Origin of the sequence: Corynebacterium massiliense DSM 45435, from assembly GCF_028609805.1 — a bacterium.
GTDB classification, from domain to species: Bacteria; Actinomycetota; Actinomycetes; order Mycobacteriales; family Mycobacteriaceae; genus Corynebacterium; species Corynebacterium massiliense.
The window spans coordinates 1570088-1585792 of the sequence record NZ_CP063189.1; the positions used below are offsets into that span (position 1 = coordinate 1570088).

General features: G+C 65.4%; 15 protein-coding genes, 1 tRNA gene and 1 other RNA gene. 8 read left to right on the forward strand and 9 right to left on the reverse strand.

Going from position 1 to position 15705, the window contains the following annotated elements:
- Positions 1–14: 14 nt before the first annotated feature.
- A complete protein-coding gene (locus CMASS_RS07355; RefSeq protein ID WP_022862372.1) occupies positions 15–1748 on the forward strand; it encodes a CYTH and CHAD domain-containing protein in 1734 nt (577 codons plus the stop codon).
- Here the strand turns inward: CMASS_RS07355 and CMASS_RS07360 are convergent, their stop codons facing one another.
- Positions 1749–1961 carry a hypothetical protein gene (locus CMASS_RS07360; RefSeq protein ID WP_022862373.1) on the reverse strand — a complete coding sequence of 71 codons (213 nt, stop codon included), beginning with the start codon at positions 1959–1961 and terminating at the stop codon, positions 1749–1751.
- 237 nt (positions 1962–2198) lie between these two features.
- Here CMASS_RS07360 and CMASS_RS07365 point away from each other — a divergent pair, with 237 nt between their 5' ends.
- Positions 2199–3518 carry a galactokinase family protein gene (locus tag CMASS_RS07365; protein ID WP_022862374.1) on the forward strand — a complete coding sequence of 440 codons (1320 nt, stop codon included), beginning with the start codon at positions 2199–2201 and terminating at the stop codon, positions 3516–3518.
- On the opposite strand, the gene CMASS_RS07370 is transcribed toward CMASS_RS07365, so the two are convergent.
- From CMASS_RS07370 to CMASS_RS07390, 5 genes are all read right to left on the reverse strand, one after another.
- A complete protein-coding gene (locus CMASS_RS07370) occupies positions 3515–4927 on the reverse strand; it encodes an RNB domain-containing ribonuclease (protein WP_022862375.1) in 1413 nt (470 codons plus the stop codon). The two genes, CMASS_RS07365 and CMASS_RS07370, sit on opposite strands and share 4 nt — an antisense overlap.
- A 70-nt stretch (positions 4928–4997) precedes the next feature.
- Positions 4998–5429: RNase P RNA component class A (gene rnpB / locus CMASS_RS07375), an RNA gene on the reverse strand.
- Between the two features lie 16 nt (positions 5430–5445).
- The gene (locus CMASS_RS07380) at positions 5446–6669 is read right to left on the reverse strand and encodes a bifunctional RNase H/acid phosphatase (RefSeq protein ID WP_022862376.1); all 1224 of its coding nucleotides are present in this window, start codon (positions 6667–6669) and stop codon (positions 5446–5448) included.
- Positions 6670–6709: 40 nt separating this feature from the next.
- Entirely contained in the window at positions 6710–7438 is a 729-nt protein-coding gene (locus CMASS_RS07385) for a zinc ribbon domain-containing protein (RefSeq protein ID WP_022862377.1), read from the reverse strand.
- 15 nt (positions 7439–7453) lie between these two features.
- Positions 7454–8656, reverse strand: coding sequence for a Nif3-like dinuclear metal center hexameric protein (locus CMASS_RS07390; protein WP_022862378.1), 1203 nt, complete (start codon positions 8654–8656; stop codon positions 7454–7456).
- A gap of 102 nt (positions 8657–8758) precedes the next feature.
- Between CMASS_RS07390 and CMASS_RS07395 the strand changes: the two genes are divergently transcribed.
- Complete coding sequence (locus CMASS_RS07395) at positions 8759–9250, forward strand: low molecular weight protein-tyrosine-phosphatase (RefSeq protein WP_022862379.1); 492 nt, start codon at positions 8759–8761, stop codon at positions 9248–9250.
- Between the two features lie 6 nt (positions 9251–9256).
- On the forward strand, positions 9257–10237 hold the full coding sequence (locus CMASS_RS07400; RefSeq protein ID WP_022862380.1) for an SURF1 family cytochrome oxidase biogenesis protein: 981 nt from the start codon (positions 9257–9259) through the stop codon (positions 10235–10237).
- Between the two features lie 20 nt (positions 10238–10257).
- Here CMASS_RS07400 and CMASS_RS07405 read toward each other — a convergent pair whose 3' ends face one another.
- The gene (locus CMASS_RS07405) at positions 10258–11400 is read right to left on the reverse strand and encodes an ABC transporter substrate-binding protein (protein ID WP_027018520.1); all 1143 of its coding nucleotides are present in this window, start codon (positions 11398–11400) and stop codon (positions 10258–10260) included.
- 55 nt (positions 11401–11455) lie between these two features.
- On the opposite strand from CMASS_RS07405, the gene CMASS_RS07410 reads away from it, so the two are divergent.
- The 4 genes from CMASS_RS07410 to CMASS_RS07425 all read left to right on the forward strand — a co-directional run bounded on the left by CMASS_RS07410 (position 11456) and on the right by CMASS_RS07425 (position 14773).
- Positions 11456–12487 (forward strand): FecCD family ABC transporter permease, encoded by a 1032-nt coding sequence (locus tag CMASS_RS07410; protein ID WP_027018521.1) that lies wholly within the window; start codon positions 11456–11458, stop codon positions 12485–12487.
- Positions 12484–13485 carry a FecCD family ABC transporter permease gene (locus tag CMASS_RS07415; protein WP_022862383.1) on the forward strand — a complete coding sequence of 334 codons (1002 nt, stop codon included), beginning with the start codon at positions 12484–12486 and terminating at the stop codon, positions 13483–13485. Before CMASS_RS07410 ends, CMASS_RS07415 begins: the two co-directional genes overlap by 4 nt.
- A gap of 111 nt (positions 13486–13596) precedes the next feature.
- Positions 13597–14340 (forward strand): ABC transporter ATP-binding protein, encoded by a 744-nt coding sequence (locus tag CMASS_RS07420; RefSeq protein WP_240482738.1) that lies wholly within the window; start codon positions 13597–13599, stop codon positions 14338–14340.
- A gap of 115 nt (positions 14341–14455) precedes the next feature.
- The gene (locus CMASS_RS07425; RefSeq protein ID WP_022862385.1) at positions 14456–14773 is read left to right on the forward strand and encodes a hypothetical protein; all 318 of its coding nucleotides are present in this window, start codon (positions 14456–14458) and stop codon (positions 14771–14773) included.
- A gap of 169 nt (positions 14774–14942) precedes the next feature.
- On the opposite strand, the gene CMASS_RS07430 is transcribed toward CMASS_RS07425, so the two are convergent.
- Positions 14943–15015: transfer RNA gene (locus CMASS_RS07430), tRNA-Val, on the reverse strand.
- Between the two features lie 83 nt (positions 15016–15098).
- Positions 15099–15530 carry a DUF3052 domain-containing protein gene (locus CMASS_RS07435; RefSeq protein WP_022862386.1) on the reverse strand — a complete coding sequence of 144 codons (432 nt, stop codon included), beginning with the start codon at positions 15528–15530 and terminating at the stop codon, positions 15099–15101.
- Positions 15531–15705: the final 175 nt, after the last annotated feature.

Sequence of the window (15705 nt, forward strand, 5' to 3'; positions counted from 1 at the left end):
ATTAAGGTGCATGCATGTCTACGCAAAGTTTCCTTGAAGTAGAAGCGAAGTTCGCAGTTGCTGAATCGACCCTCACGCCGGAACTAACCCGACTGGAGGAAGTCGACAGCATCGGAGAGGTCAACAACCACTCGCTGTCTGCGATTTACTACGACACCGAGGACCTTCGCCTCACCCGCAATAAGATCACCTTGCGCCGCCGCACCGGTGGTAACGACGACGGATGGCACTTGAAGGTTCCCGGTGACGGCGGCCGCAAGGAAATCCACGCCGAACTCGGCGAGCCGGTGGACGGAATGTACCGGGTCCCGGATGAGTTGCTGGGCCACGTGCGCTCCATCATCCGCCACAACGACGTCGAGCCCATCGCGCAGGTGGACAACAAGCGCACCGAGTCCACGCTGATGCGCGGCGGCTCCCCGGTGGCGGAATTCTGTGACGACCACGTCACCGCTTGGTCCCTACTTCCGGGCGGGACCGAGACCTCGTGGCGTGAGTGGGAGGTTGAACTCGCCGGCGATATGCCGGGCACCGAAGAAGGCACCCTTTTAATCCGCCACGCCACGTCTTTGCTCATCGGCGCCGGCGCCCGTGTCGCGTCCTCGTCGTCGAAGCTGCAGAGCGCGCTGGGAAGTTCCATTAATAACGCTCCGCTGCCGCCTTCCATGGTGACCCCGGACGTGGACGAGGACTCCCCCGCCGCCGCGGTCGTCGCCGCGCTGCAGGCAAACCGCGACAAGCTGGTCGCCTACGACCCGAAGGTCCGCGCCGACGAGTGGGACTCCGTCCACCAGATGCGCGTGGCCACGCGTGAGCTGCGCAGCCACCTGCAGACTTTCCACGGCATCGTCACCGGCCCGGAGATCGAGCGCATCGAATCCGAGCTGAAGATGCTTGCAGGCATCCTGGGCACCGCTCGCGATGCCGAAGTTGTCGAAGAGCGCTGGCAAAAGCTACTCGCGGACGAGGACTCCGACACTCTCGACGAGGCCACCCGCCAGCACCTGGCGCACGACATGGGCGAGGCTTACCGCAAGGCGCATCGCCGCGTGGTGTCCGCGCTGGATTCGGACCGCTACCTGGAGCTTTTGGAATCCCTCGATCGCCTGCTGGCCGATCCGCCCGTAGCCAACGAAGACGACGAGCAGGACGAACAGGACGAGGAGCGGCCCCAGAACCAGGACTCTGCCGCGGATGGCACCGCCGCAGAGCCGGAGCAGTCTTCCTCCGACGAGGATCCCAAGGCCGAAGAGCCGAAGGGCGGCGAGAAGAAGTCCGTTGCCGCGAAGGACGAGCCGCAGGACATGGAAACCGTCATGGTCGCCCACCTGGAGAAGGCTTACAAGAAGCTGCGCAAGCGGCACGAGAAGGCCGTCAGCAACTGGGACAACGACGAGCTAAGCCTGCACGAGCGCGAGGACTACTTCCACGACATGCGCAAGGCGGCAAAGAAGTTGCGCTACGCCGCCGAAGCCGCCGGTTCCGCTACCTCGCTTAAGACGAAGCGCCTGTACAAGGCGTGCAAGAAAATGCAGTCCGTGCTCGGTGACTTCCAGGATTCGGTGACCTCGCGCGACAAGCTACTCAAGGTGGCGGCGACGGCGCGTCGCCGCGGGGAGGATACCTTCGGATACGGTCTCCTCTACCAGCGCGAGCGGGCCATTGGGCTGGCCGCGCTGGACGATTACTCCGAGGCGGCCAAGGACATCAAGTCCGCGTTCAAGGCCCTAAAGAAGAAGATGAAGTAGTTACTTCTCCCAGGAGGCCGGCTCGCCCCAGTCGTCGTCGGCCTCCTCGGCCTTATCTGCCTGTTCATTGCGCTGGTTCGCAATCCCCAGCGCGTTGCGTGCTTCTTCCTCGGTGTCGTACGGACCCATGCGGTCGTCCCAGCCCGATTCCTTGCCCTGGTTCACCTCGCCGGTCGACGGGTTGTAGTACCACTTCTGATCTTCTGCGGCCATGCTGGTTACTCCTTTTCTGTCGGGTACGTGCCCGCGGTATGACGGGCGGTGCTAGCGAGGGTACCCGCCGCAAGAGCCTTGTCGAGGGCGACAGCGGGTGCGCGTGCGGCATGGTTAGACTGTGTACGCTATTGTCCTTTGGCGTTTGTCCCGCAGTATGCACGTGGGCGGCGCGCTCGGTCTTTCAGGCGCCGTACGTGCACCGGTATCCAAAGAAAATAAGGAGTTCATCTCGCTATGCCCTTGTGGCCCGAACCCAATCGCCCCGCCGTTGAACGCGCGGTGACCGCGCACCGCGAGGCGCACGGCGTCGATGCGACGCACGCTGGCAGCGCACCGGCGACCTGGGAGCTTGTCGGGGAGCATACCGACGTCTACGGCGGCGTCGTCATCACTGGGCTGGCGAGCTTGCGCGTGGGGGTAGCGGCGAGCCCGCGGCACGATGACGCGGTGACAGTCCGCGTGCTGCAAACCACCGTCACGCAAGACGTGGTGACCGCCGAGGACTCCACTACCTATTCCAAGCTGGCTGAGCAGTTCGCCGCCATGCCCGCGGAGGTGGATGAATCCGGCCTGCCCCACCGCCCCGCCGCGCCGACCGGCGGCCTCGCGGCCCGCCTCGGCGGCGTCGTCTGGATGATGATCAACCGCCAGGTGCTCTCTCGCGACACCCCGGGGTGGGACTTCACCATTGTCAGCGACATCCCGCCGCACGCCGGCTTGGGCGCGGGCGCGGCCTGTGACGCCGCGGTCGCCATCGCCATGCTCAGCGGACACAGCGACATCGACGAGGCCCCGCTGCGCACCCGCGTGACCGAAATCTGCACCCAGGCCGTCACGGCGTTCAGCGCCCTGCCGGTGGCCCATGCCCGCCACGCAGCCAGCGTCCGCGGGAGCGGGCAGACCGTGTCCGTCCTCAACTACGCCGACGGCTCGCTGACCCAGGCTCCGCACCCGCTCAACCGGGAGCTATGCGGGTTCGTCATTGCCGTGCCGGGCACCGAGCCGCGCACCATCCCCGCGCGAACCGACTCGATGGAATCCGCCCTGCCGGAACTGCGCGCCCGCCGCTCTTTCCTGCAGGCAGCCTGCCGCGCCTTCGGCACCGAATCGCTGCGGGCGCTGCCCGACGCCGAGTCCCGCGTCATCGACTGGCTAGACGCCGTCCATGCCGTCCACGGAGCCGAGAACCGCCCGACCCTCGCCGCGGCTCGGGCGTGGCTCGACTTCTACGCCGCGGAGACCAACCGCGCGCTGCAGGTGGCGAGCACGCTGCGCTCCCGTAGCGGCGCGGCCCTTTTCCCGCTGCTGAGTGACTCCCAGGCGGCGCTCCACCGCGACTTCCACTTGGATGCCGCCGACCAACTCGTGGATCTAGCACGCATGCGCGGCGCCGCCGCAGCACGCGCTGCCTGCGGCGGCCTGGCCGCGGCCGCCATCGCTTTCGTACCCGGTGCCAAGGCGACGAACTTCGCCGCCGACCTGGCCGCGGACGGGCTCATCGTCACGCCGCTCAGCGCCGGTGATCCGGCGTGTGCCCACCAGCTCGGTGACTAGTCGGCTGGCCAGGCGAAGGTCACCTCGCGCTTGTCTGGGTTTGCCGTCACCAGCGTGACCGTCGTCTTGCTCCCCTGCTCCGGATTGCCGATGCACTGCGCCAGAAGCGGCGGCTCCGCCACGAAGATGCGCGCGCTCGCCGGGTGATCGTCGGTCTTCTCCCTGACGGTGAGCACCACCGCCTCAAAGCTCTGACCCTCCCAGGGCTTGAGCACGGTCGCCTCCGTGAGGTGCAGGCAGGCGTTATCCACCTGGGAGGCAAGCTGCGAGCTTGAGCGCATGGTCTTTATCACGGCATCGGCACGCTCGCTTACCCATTCCGGGATGTCCTCGCCCGCCTGCAACGCAAGGCAGACTTCGGTGGCGAAGCGGTCCACCAACCGCCGCAGCGGCGCCGTGACGTGCGAGTAGTACCCGCCGATGCCGGCGTGCACCTCGGCGTCGCCGTCCTCTAACCACACGTAATCCGCGCCGCGCAACAGGTGCTGCGCCTCCCGCATCACCGCCATTCCGCGCGGCGACGCGGCATCGACGTCCAGCAAAAACTCCGGGATGGACTTCTCCCCCAGGTCAAACCCGAGGGCTGTGGCCTCGCGGCGAAACTCTGCTTCCGCCTCCGCGGTAGCCCCGGGGAGGGTGCGAAGGAACCCGACGCCGTGGTCCTCCATGAGCTGGCCCGCGCACATTCCGGTGAGAAGCGAAATCTCGGAATTAAAGTCGTGGACCTCGAATCGTGGCTCGATGACGAGCTCGAAGGTGCCATCGTCAAGCTCCGCGACGCGCTGGGAGGGAAGACGCAGATTGATGGCCTCCCGGCGCAGAGCCGACGCCTGCCGGAGTTTGCCTACCTGCGGCAGCAGCGCAATCGATGAATGCAGCTGACCGCGCGTGAGATCGTCGTGCACCTCTTCGTAATCGAAACGCTTGCGCGAGCGCACCAGCGCGCGCTCGACATTGAAATCCTCGACCTCGCCGGCGGCATCCAGGTCGATGGTCCACAGCACCGCGAGCCGATCCACCTCCGGCAGAAGGGAAGCGCGATCCTCCGACAGCGACTTCGGGTGCAGGCGGGCCGGCTCGTCCGGGAGGTAGATGGTCTGCCCGCGCCGTAGGGATTCCTCCTCCAGCGCCGAGCCGGGCTCGATGAAGGCGGCAACGTCCGCGATGGCGTAGTAGACGCGGAAACCAGAACCATCCATCCCGCCTTCGATGCACACCGCCTGATCCAAATCCATCGAACCGGCCGGGTCGATGGTGACAAACGGGATCTCGCGGGCGTCGCGGCGTGCCTCAGCGAAACGGTCGGTTGCTTCTTTCGCTTCTGCGTCCACGTCGGCGGGAAATTCCGTGTCCACGTCGTGTTCGTCGGCGATGCTGCGGAAATCGAGCTCAGCGGCGTATAGCTTCATGTCGCGCCATTGTTCCACACACCTCGCAGTACGCGTCTGCGGCCCAAAGTGCCGGGGAAGAAAAGTAGGGCGAATGAGTCGGCCTGTAAGCCGGATTCTGTCTTGCCGCTGCACAGGCCACGACGAGCCGTACAGCGCGGCGAACATCCATCTGGGTCGGCCATCGCTGACCGCCTCAAGCAGCTACCTTCAGGCTTCGGCGAGCAACCTACTCGGCCTGATCGGGCCCGCCGCGGTGGACGGGCCGTGATGCCTTGCTCCCGGTGGGGTTTACCCAGCCACCCCAGTCACCTGGGATGCTGGTGCGCTCTTACCGCACCCTTTCACCCTTACCCAGCGCACAGGCTGGGCGGAATACTTTCTGTTGCACTTGCCCGCGGGTCACCCCGGGTTGCTGTTAGCAACCACCGTGCTCTGTGGAGTCCGGACTTTCCTCGACGCGCGCTACGCCACCTGATTTCCAGGTGGGCGGTTCGCGCGCCGCGTTCGCCCGGCCGGCTCATTCGCGAACGCTCATCTTAGTCGATTGCCGCGAGGTGACCAATATCGTTCACCCCGCGCACGAGCGCGCCGCCCGCGCTGTAGAACTCCACCTCGGACAGCGAAGCGAGATCCAAAAACAGCCGGCGGAACATCACTGGGCCGGCATCGAGCCCCTGCCGCAGGAACGACTTAATCGGGTTGACGTGGGAGACCACCAGCACGGTTTTGCCGCGGTAGTCCTCTTCTAGCTGGCGGCGCACCTTGCGCACGCGGCGGTGGAGTTGCTGCAGCGACTCCCCACCCGGGCACGCCACCGACGCGTCCGTGAGCCATTGCGCGTGCGCCTCCGGGTCGCGGCGGGCCACCTCGTCGAAGGTCAGCCCCTCCCAATCGCCAAAATCTAGCTCGGCAAGATTCGGCACGTCCACGACGTCGCGGCCGAGCAATTCCGCGGCCGCCGAGGCAGTTTCCGTGGCCCGGATAAGCGGCGAGGAGACCACCGCGTCAATGCGGCACTCCTCACCGGTCCCCCACCGCGCGGCCAGGGCCTGCGCCGCGGCCAGCGCCTGCTGTTCGCCCACCGCTGTAAGCCGCGGGTCGGAAACACCGGAGTACTGCTTGTGCACCGACATTTCGGTCTGCCCGTGGCGCAGCAGGATGAACCGGGTCACCTCCCCGCGGTCGCGGTGCCAATCGGCCGGCGAGGTCAGCGCCGCGCCCGCTGCAACGTCGCGGTCCGAGTCGGTGCCTGCGGATGCCTCGCTTGTCGATGCCCCGCTTTCCCGCTGCGCCTTATCCTTGTGCGCGGCCGCATCGCCCTTTTCTCCCCCGACGATGCCCGGCGCGTGGCCTGTGGCCGCGGCGTCCATCGCATCGTTGGACAGCTTATCCGCGACCTTATTTTTGGCACGCGGCACCCACTCCAGCTGGAAGGACTCGAGGGAATCGATGAGCTTGCGGGCTTTCAGAGCGAGTTCCCGCATGTCGGGGTGCTTGATCTTCCACCGGCCGTTCATCTGCTCGACAACGAGCTTGGAGTCCATGTAAAACTCGACGTCTTGAGCGCCCATGTCCACGGCGGCCTCGAGGCCGCGGAGCAGCCCGTGGTACTCCGCGACGTTATTAGTCGAGCGTGTGCCCACCACGTAGACGATTTCGCGCAGGCGCTTTTTCCCGCTGGCGTCGAAGACCACGGTGCCTGACCCGGCGATGCCTGGGTTGCCGCGCGAACCGCCGTCGGCGAAGATGACGAGCTTCATGGGCTATGCAGCGCTCCTTTGACTGTGTGTGAGAAGGCGTTTAGGACGCCGGGCGGACGAGGTAGGAGCCGCAGTCGGGGCACTGCGGCAGCTCATTGGCGGCAGCGTTGCGCACGGCCGAGCGATCGGCGGGCGGCAGGACGATGAAGCAGCCGCCGCAGGTCTTGGCCGCCTTAAACTCCGCGACGCCGACGCCGTTTTCGGTGCGCTGGGTCTCGTACTCCGCCAGTACATCGTCCGGCAGCGCAGCGCGCAGCTCGGAGATTCGCACCGCCGGGTCCGGCTTGTTCGACTCGGCTTCCGCGGCGGCATCCGCGGCCCGGCGCGCGGCGTCCAACTTACGTTCGGATTCGTCCAGCTTCGCGCCGTGCACGTCGACGTTGTTGCGCAGCGCGTGGATTTCGTTGTGCGCTTCTTTAAGCTCGCTGAGCAGATCGGCGATGCGCGACTTGGCGGCGTAGCGGTCGTGCTCCAAGTCGCGGCGGCGCTCCGGATCCGTTTCGGCAGACAGTTGGCGCTTGTCGTCGCGCTCGCGGCGGCGCAGCTTGCGCTCGTCTGCCTGAATACGCAGGATCTCGCGCTCCATGTCATCGACAGCCATCTGCGCCGAGGCTGCCGCCGACTGCAGGCGAGAGTGCCGAGCTTGCGCCTTGTCCAATTCGTCCTGCTCCGGGGTGGGGGCCGGCTCCACCGATCCCGAATGGTCGGCTGCTCGCTCGAGGTTGGCCAGTTCGAGTAGCTGCGGTTGCAGCGAAACGTCCAGCTTCACGTCGTCCTCCTGTAGTTAGTTGTCGGTCGCGGGGTGCGCGGACACAGTCCACGGGTCGGTCCGCACGGAAATGACGTCGCACTCCACATCATGGTGTGCGCGAATGACCTCGGCTGCCTGCGCGGTCCACGGGAACTCGCTAGCCCAGTGCGCGGTGTCGATGACCGCGGGGCCGCCTGCCCGCAGGTGCTCGTCGACGGGGTGGTGGCGCATATCCGACGTCACGTAGACATCCACGCCAAGCTTAGTGGACGCGTCCAAAAAGCTGTCACCTGCACCGGAGGACACCGCGACCCGCGAGACCATCTGGTCGGGATCTCCGGCTGCGCGCACTCCCCAGGCGGTTTCCGGCAGCGCATTAGCTACCTGCTGGGTAAACTGCCGCAAACTCATCGGCTCCGGCAGCTCGCTGACGCGCCCCAGCCCTTCCGCCTTGTCCAGATCCCCATCTGGCTGCATCGCGGTGACGTCGAAGGCGGGTTCCTCGTACGGGTGAGCCGCGCGCAGCGCGTCGACGATGGCCGCGCGCCGCGCGGCGGGGGCCACGAACTCCACGCGCGCCTCCTCCCCGCGGTGCAGCACCCCAATTTCGCCCTCGGCGGGCTCGGCGCCTGCAACCGGTTCGAATTGGCCGGCGACCGTGGTCTCATACGCGCACCGGCGGTAGTTTCCAATTTCCCCGGCGCCGGCCGCGAAGACGGCATCCTTGACGGCCTCGGCCGCGTCCACTGGTACATTCACGCCCCACTTATCGCGCGCCGGAGGCGTCTCGGGGACGATCGGCCTCCCCGGGGTGATGCCGACGAGCTCGGCGAGTTTGTCGTTGACCCCGGGCCGGGCCTTGTCCGCATTGGTGTGGGCAGCGAAAAGGGCTACTCCCCCGGTGATCAGGGTGTGGAGCACCCGCCCCTTAGGAGTGTCGGCCGCGACCGATTCCACCCCGCGCAGCAACAGCGGGTGGTGAACGATGAGCATGTCCGCGCCGATGTCTACCGCGCGGCGAGCTACTTCATCGGTGCAATCCAGGGCGAAGGCCACCTTTCGCACCGGGGCATGCGGGTCCCCGCAGATAAGACCGACGGCGTCCCACTTTTCCGCCAAGCGCGGCGGATAGGCCGCGTCCATGGTCTGGCGGATGGATTCCACCGTCACGCTCGTGCCGGTGGCGGCGTCGGCCCCCGTGCCGGCGTTGGTGTCGGGGCCGGGGTGAGTGCTCATCGCGTCGTCCTCCCTCGTTCGCTGCGGCTTGGGCTGGAGCCCACGTGCTGCTATATCCTAGCGGTGCCTCTATCCACCCCGTTGAAAGGTAGATTCCGGACCATGGCACTTGCTCATTCGAACGATTCCCTGAACATCGTGGTGGTATGCACCGGCAACATCTGCCGTTCCCCGATGGGGGAAATCATCCTGCGGGACCGCCTCGAAGAGGAGGGGCTGGACGATGTGACCACGGTGTCGTCGTGCGGTCTGGGCGGCTGGCACGTCGGCGAAGGGGCCGACGAGCGCGCCGTCGCGGAGCTGCAGCGCTCCGGCCACGACGGCCGCAAGCACCGTGCCCGCCAGCTCAACAGCGCTGACCTCCAAGCCGACCTGCTCGTGGCGATGGATGCTGGTCACCGGGACGCGCTCATCGACAAGGGCGCCGACCCGGAGCGGGTCCGCCTGTTCCGCAGTTTCGATACCTCGGCCCCGCGCGGCGCGGAGGTTGACGACCCGTACTACGGCACCGCCGATGACTTCGCGCAAGCGCGCGCGGATATTGAGGCCGCGCTCGACGGCTTGGTTCAGTGGGTGCGCGAGGAACTAAAATAACTCTCCGTGACTGCTGCGACCGACAAGCGCCAGAGCTGGTGGCGGGAATTTCTACGCCCTAACTGGGTACTTCTCGCCCTGTTCGTAGTCGTTTTTTCCTACTTCGCCTTTACCGTCTTGGCCCCGTGGCAGCTGGGCAAAGACGACCAGATTGTCGCGCGGAACCAGCAGATCGAAGCCGCTTACGATGCCGATCCGGTGCCTATTTACAGCGCGGTCGACGATCGCGGCGCGGCGAAAGACGGTAAGGAATGGACCCGCGTCACGCTGACCGGGCACTACCTGGCGGACAAGGAGGTGTTGCTGCGCCTGCGTCCCGTCGATTCGGGCCCGGCGTACCAGTCGCTCGTGCCCTTCCAGACCGACGATGGGTCGACCTTCCTGGTAAACCGCGGGTGGCTGCCCGCTGGGGAGGCCAATGCCGTGCCGGACATTCCCCGCGCCCCGCAGGAAACTACGACCATCGAGGGCCTCGTGCGCAAGGGCGAGCCGAAACACGAGTCCGCGCCCATTGATCGCGAGGGCTACACGCAGGTCTACTCCATGAACCCCGAACAGGTTTCGGAGCTGACCGATACCAAACTGGGCGCCGATTACATCCAGCTTTCGGCCGACAAACCGGGCGTTCTCCACCCGATTCCCATCCCCCAGCTCGACCGGGGCAACCACCTGTCCTACGGCTACCAGTGGATCGCTTTCGGGATCATGGCGCCGCTGGGTTTCGGCTACCTCGCCTGGTCTGAGGTGCGCCAACGCCGCTCTTCCACCGCCACCCGCAGCGCTACCGCGCGTGACTATGCCGTGTCTGCCGATACCGCGTCTGGCGATGCCGCGTCTAGCGATGCCGCGTCTCACGCCCCCGAAACCACGCCGGGCGCTCCCCAGCGCGCCGCGGCGTCCCCCGCACGACGCAGGCACGCCCGCTACGGCGGCGCGAAGCCGGACCACTATGCCAAGCTTCGCGCGCAGCGCAACGAGCGTTTCTAGTATTTCGTGCCGAGCCGCGCTTAGCGGTTGAGGAGATCGTCCAAGTCGCTGGCGATCTGCTGGGCACCGAGCGGGCCGAGGCCCAAGCCCCATGCGTCGTCGCTCACCTCATAGACGTGCCCGTCCTTGACGGCCGGCAGCGACTTGAAGGCTGCGGACTCCAGCGCCGTGTCCTGCCCGGTAGCGGACGGATCGCCGTAGCTGGAGTAGAAGATGTAGTCCGCGTCCGCCTCGTCGAGAGTCTCCGGGGAGATTTCCGTGGCGAGTTCGTCGATGTCCTGGTTCTCGGGTCGCTTCAGGCCGGCATCGGAAAGCACGGTGCCGGACAGGGACATGTTTGCGTACAGACGGATCTTGCCCGGCATGAAGCGCAAGATGGTGAACGTAGCGTCCGGGTCGATGGACTTGTTCTTGACGGTTTCCTTGACCTTTTCGATCTTGCGGTTGTAGTCATCCATGACTTCCTCGCCGCGTTCTTCTTCGCCCATTGCCTCGGCTGCCAGGCGGAAGTTTTCCTTCCAGGTGTAGCCCGGGCGTACGGAAAAGACGGTCGGCGCGATGTCGGCAAGCTGGTCGTACTGCTTGTCCAAGCGCAGCTGGGAACCGATGATGAGATCCGGCTTCAGCTCGGCGATCTTCTCCAGGTTCACCTCGGTGTTGGTGCCCACCGTCTCGATGCCCTCAGCCTTATCCGCCATGTATTCCGGCACTGGGTTCTGCCCCTTGGACACGGTCATGCCCACCGGCTTCATGCCAAGCGCGAGAACGGAGTCCAGCTCGCCACTTTCCAGGACGACGACGCGCTTCGGCTTTTCCTTGATCTCAGTGGTGCCGCGCGCGTGCTTAACCGTGCGGGGGAACTCCCCCGGCTGTGCGTCGGAGCCGAAGGTCTTGGTCTGCTCTTCTGCCTTAGTGAACTCGTTGCCACCGGTAGCGACCGAATCCTTGCCGGATGCGGAGTTGGCGTTGCCCTCCTTGGTGGAGCTAGCCTCGGCCGACTCCGACTGTACAGACTGGTCACCGGCGTTCGACGAGTCTGCCTCGTTGCCGTTTTCCAAGCTGGAGCAGCCACTGACGGCAAGGGCTGCGGTCAGGGAAAGGGCAGCGAAACCACGGAGTGCTGTGCGCGGAGCGTGAGCCCGTTTTTTACTGAGATGAATCATAGTAAGGTACCCTATCCTAAGTTTGTCCCCGCTAAAAATACCTTTACTCATGAATGTGAATAAGGACACTTATCGATATTCCGCGCTCTCGGGCCGCCGCTCGGGCGGCCGCCTAGGTGTCGTACTGTTTGTGGGCTTCGCCCTCCTGGCGGCCTTCGCCCTCGCCAGCTTGGCGCTCGGTGCCCGCGCCTTGTCCTTAGACGACGTTGTGTCTGCGCTCCACAAGGAGCCGGGCATCGCCACCTCCACAGTGTGGGAACGCCGCCTGCCGCGCACTTTGGTCGCCGTGTGTGCCGGCTCCGCCCTAGCACTCGCGGGCGCGGTTCTACAGATCGTAACCCGCAACCCGCTCGCTGACACCGGCATTTTCGGCATCAACGTGGGCGCGAGCCTCGCGGCGGCTATCGGAATGGGCTGGCTCGGGCTGCAGTTGCCACTGATGTTTTCTCTCGCCGCCATCGTGGGAGCAGCCGCCACGATGGTGGTGGTTACTCTCCTTGGCCGCTCGAGTCTGGGTGACGTGGATCCTCTCCGGCTCATCCTGGCGGGCGTTGCCATCGGCGCGGTGTGTGAGGGAATCTCGCAGGCGCTCATCCTGCTCGATCCGCGGACTTTCGCGCGCATCCGCGCGTGGGTCACCGGGTCGGTGGACGTCGCTTCCTGGCCGCCGGTGGTCATCACCGCCTGCGGCTTAGGGGTGGGCGTCGTGCTGCTCGCGATCTTCGCGCGCAACCTACCCGCGCTAGCGCTGGGCAATGACGCCGCGGCAAGCCTCGGTGTCAACGTTCAGCTCACCCGGCTCGGCCTCTTGGCGGCCGTGACCATTCTCGCCGCAACCGCGACCGCGGCGGCCGGCGCCATCGTCTTCGTGGGCCTTATCATCCCCCACGTTGTGCGTCTGTGCGGCATCTACGAGGAACGTTCGCAGCTCATCGCGTGCGCTGTGGTCGGCCCGCTCTTCCTACTAGGTGCCGATATCGTCGGCCGTTTCCTCACCACGTCTGAGCTCCCAGCCGGGGTGGCGGTCTCGCTGGTGGGCGCCCCAGTTTTGATCTTGCTGTCGCACCGCGCGGGGAGGCGACTATGAGGTTTTCGCATTTCATCCGGCCTTCCCTCGTCGCCGCCTTGGTGCTTGCCACCATGGCGTACGCCCTACTCGGGCCTGGCGCGGGACAAACCAGTTCCGATCTTCTCACCGCACTTCTCCACCCGGGGACGGAGGGGTTCGCGCCCACTGTGGTGTGGCAATGGCGCGCCCCGCGCGTGGTAGCGGCGCTCATCGTGGGGATGTGCCTGGGCATTTCCGGTGCGCTGTTCCAAGTGCTCACCCACAACCCGCTGGGCTCGCCGGACATCATCGGGTTCAACACCGGCGCCTACACCGGCGTCATCGTGGTCACCCTCGCCGGGTTCAGCTCGGCACTCAATATTGCCCTGGGCGCGCTGGGTGGCGGCGCGGTAGCCGCGTTCGTCATCATGGCGCTGACATTCGCTGGGCGGCTCAGCGGCCCGCGTCTCATCGTCGTCGGCATCGGCGTGACCTTCTTCCTCTCGGCAGTAAACAAATGGCTCATCCTGTCCGGCGAGCTTGAGCAGTCGCTCGGCGCGGCGACGTGGGCGGCGGGAACGCTGTCGTCTCTGTCGTGGGCACAGGTCGTCCCGCTGGGGGCGCTGGGCCTCATAGCCTGCGTTCTCGGTTTATTCCTGCGTGGCTGGTGCGACGTGCTAACCCTCGGGGAGACCCCGGCGGCGACACTCGGATTGGACGTCAACCGCGCGCGCGTCGCGATGGTCTGCATTGGCACCGTGCTCATCGCCCTGTCGACCGCACTGGTGGGCCCGATTTCGTTCATCGCCCTGGCAGCTCCGCACATCGCACGGATGATAAGCCGCACCGCGCGCACTCCCCTACTTCTTTCGGGTGTCATCGGCGCGCTGTTCCTGCTCGTTGCGGACACCGCGGGCCAACGACTGTTTTCCCCGATCACTCTCCCCGCCGGCCTCATCACCGTATGCGCCGGTGGTATTTACCTCGTGGGACTTTTGCTCTGGCAATCGCGTTCCACTTCGGCGAAAGGACGGTAACTGACTGTGACCGCTTCTACTTCCCGCGTTTCGAACCACCCTCACTCCGCTCCCGTGGCAACGGAAAATGCCCCGACCCCGCCACCCGCCGTGCGTACGGAAAACCTTTCTGTGGCCTACGGACGTACCGAGCCGCTCATCGTCAATTCCGTCGACGCCCTCTTCCCCGCCGGCAAGTTCAGCGCCGTCATCGGCCCCAACGGGTGCGGCAAATCCACTCTCGTGCGCGCGCTCGCCCGCTTGGAATCGCCACGGGCCGGCGCGGTGTATATCGGCGACGAGAAGACCGCGGACATTTCCCGCCGCGACCTAGCTAAGCGCATGGCCGTCATGGCGCAGCACGCCACGGCGCCGGAAGGAATTACCGTGCGCGAGCTGGTTTCCCGCGGACGATTCGCGCACCAAGGCATGATGGGCTGGCGCAGTAAGCAGGACGTGGCCGAAACAGACGCGGCGATGCGCACCGCCGGCGTGGAGGAGCTAGCTACCAAGGAGGTTGCCGCCCTGTCCGGTGGCCAGCGGCAGCGCGTGTGGTTTGCCATGGCGCTGGCGCAAAACACCCCCGTGGTAGTGCTCGATGAGCCGACCAGCGCGCTCGACATTGGCTACCAGCATTCGTTCATGCAACTCATGCGCACGCTGACCGGGGAAAAGACGCTTATCGCGGTGATCCACGATCTCGCCCACGTCCTGCGCTATGCCGATCACGTCGTCGCACTGCACGGCGGTGAAGTCCAGGCGGCCGGCGCGCCGAGTGACGTCATCACCCCGAAACTCATCCGCACGCTTTACGGGTTGGACACCCGCGTAGAAAAGGTCGCCGGCGAATGGGCCATCGTCCCGCGCAGCGAATAGGCAAGCAGACGGACCTCGAAGGCGGTGTGTGTGTAACGCCTGCCGCAAGGCGGCAAGATAAGTACATGCGGCATGCCGCATGCCCGCTTCACTTGTCGAAAGGACAACACGCACCATGCGCAGGAAAATCGCATCGCTTGTAGCTGCACTCACCATCGCTGCCTCCGCCCCCAGCGTGGCTCACGCAGAGGGCTACACCCCGCAGCCGGAAAACGTCTTCCAACTGTCCGCTCAGCTCGGCGGTGAAAAGTTCGACCGGGTGTATAACTTCTTCCGCGGGCTGCTCTACGAGCTCCCCTTCGAGTCCCTGGGCAGCGCATCACTACCCGCGACCATCGTCGATGGCAGCAGCAATCTGTGGTACGGCGAGTCCGAGTACGACCGGATGTCCCGGGCCTACGCCGAAATGAAGAGCCAGCTCATCCAGCACTAGACGGCACCTCTATAAAGCGGCTCGCATACTTCTGCAGCATCGACCCGTACTTGCAATAAAGCACAGCGCGATGGCCGAGAGTAATTCTCGTGCGGCCATTTTGTAGCCGAATTGGATGAACCCCCAGCTCGCTGCCTCTGAGATGAGGCTATGAGCTGGGGGTTGATTGTGCGTCCTACAGGGCTCGAACCTGTGACCTACTGGGTGTAAACCAGTTGCTCTTCCAGCTGAGCTAAAGACGCATGCGCGCTTCGAAGCGCTTATAAAAGCTTAGACAACGACATCGGCACGCAGCAAATCGGCGCCGTGCCACCCTCGGCGGGCGTTACTTCTTGGTGTAGCCGCGGCCGACGAGGCAGCTCCCCTGCCAGTCGCCCAGGCGCTCCGCCTTGGTCTGCACCAGACCGGACAGCTGGGCGGACTCGGCGATAACGCCGGGTTCCACGGTGCCCGGCTTGCCGGCGCCGGGGGTAAGAAGCCAAATGCGGCCGCCGTCACTGACGGGCCGGAGGGAGTCGACGAGGCCATCCACCAGGTCGCCGTCTTCGTCGCGCCACCACAGGATCACCACGTCGCACAGTTCATCGGTGTCGTCTTCGAGGAAGTCGTCCCCAAGAACATCCTCGATGGACTCGGAAATTGCCGGATCGCAGTCTTCGTCCCAGCCGACCTCAAGGGCGATCATGCCCTTTTCGATGTCGAGAATTTCTGCGTACGAACGGGTGTCTTCGTTGGTCACGCCTGCAGCGTTCACCACGGTGTTAGTCCTCCTAGAGAGTTTCAGTCGGCCCCTCGGCGGGTGCACCGAGAGGTATGTACGGCACATTACAGCTTATATCTAGGGATTTCTGCACGTTGGTGCCCCCGGTTTTACCCCACTCCATCAAAGGGTGTAGGTAGCAGACGCCGCATGTCACGGTGCTGCGAATGTT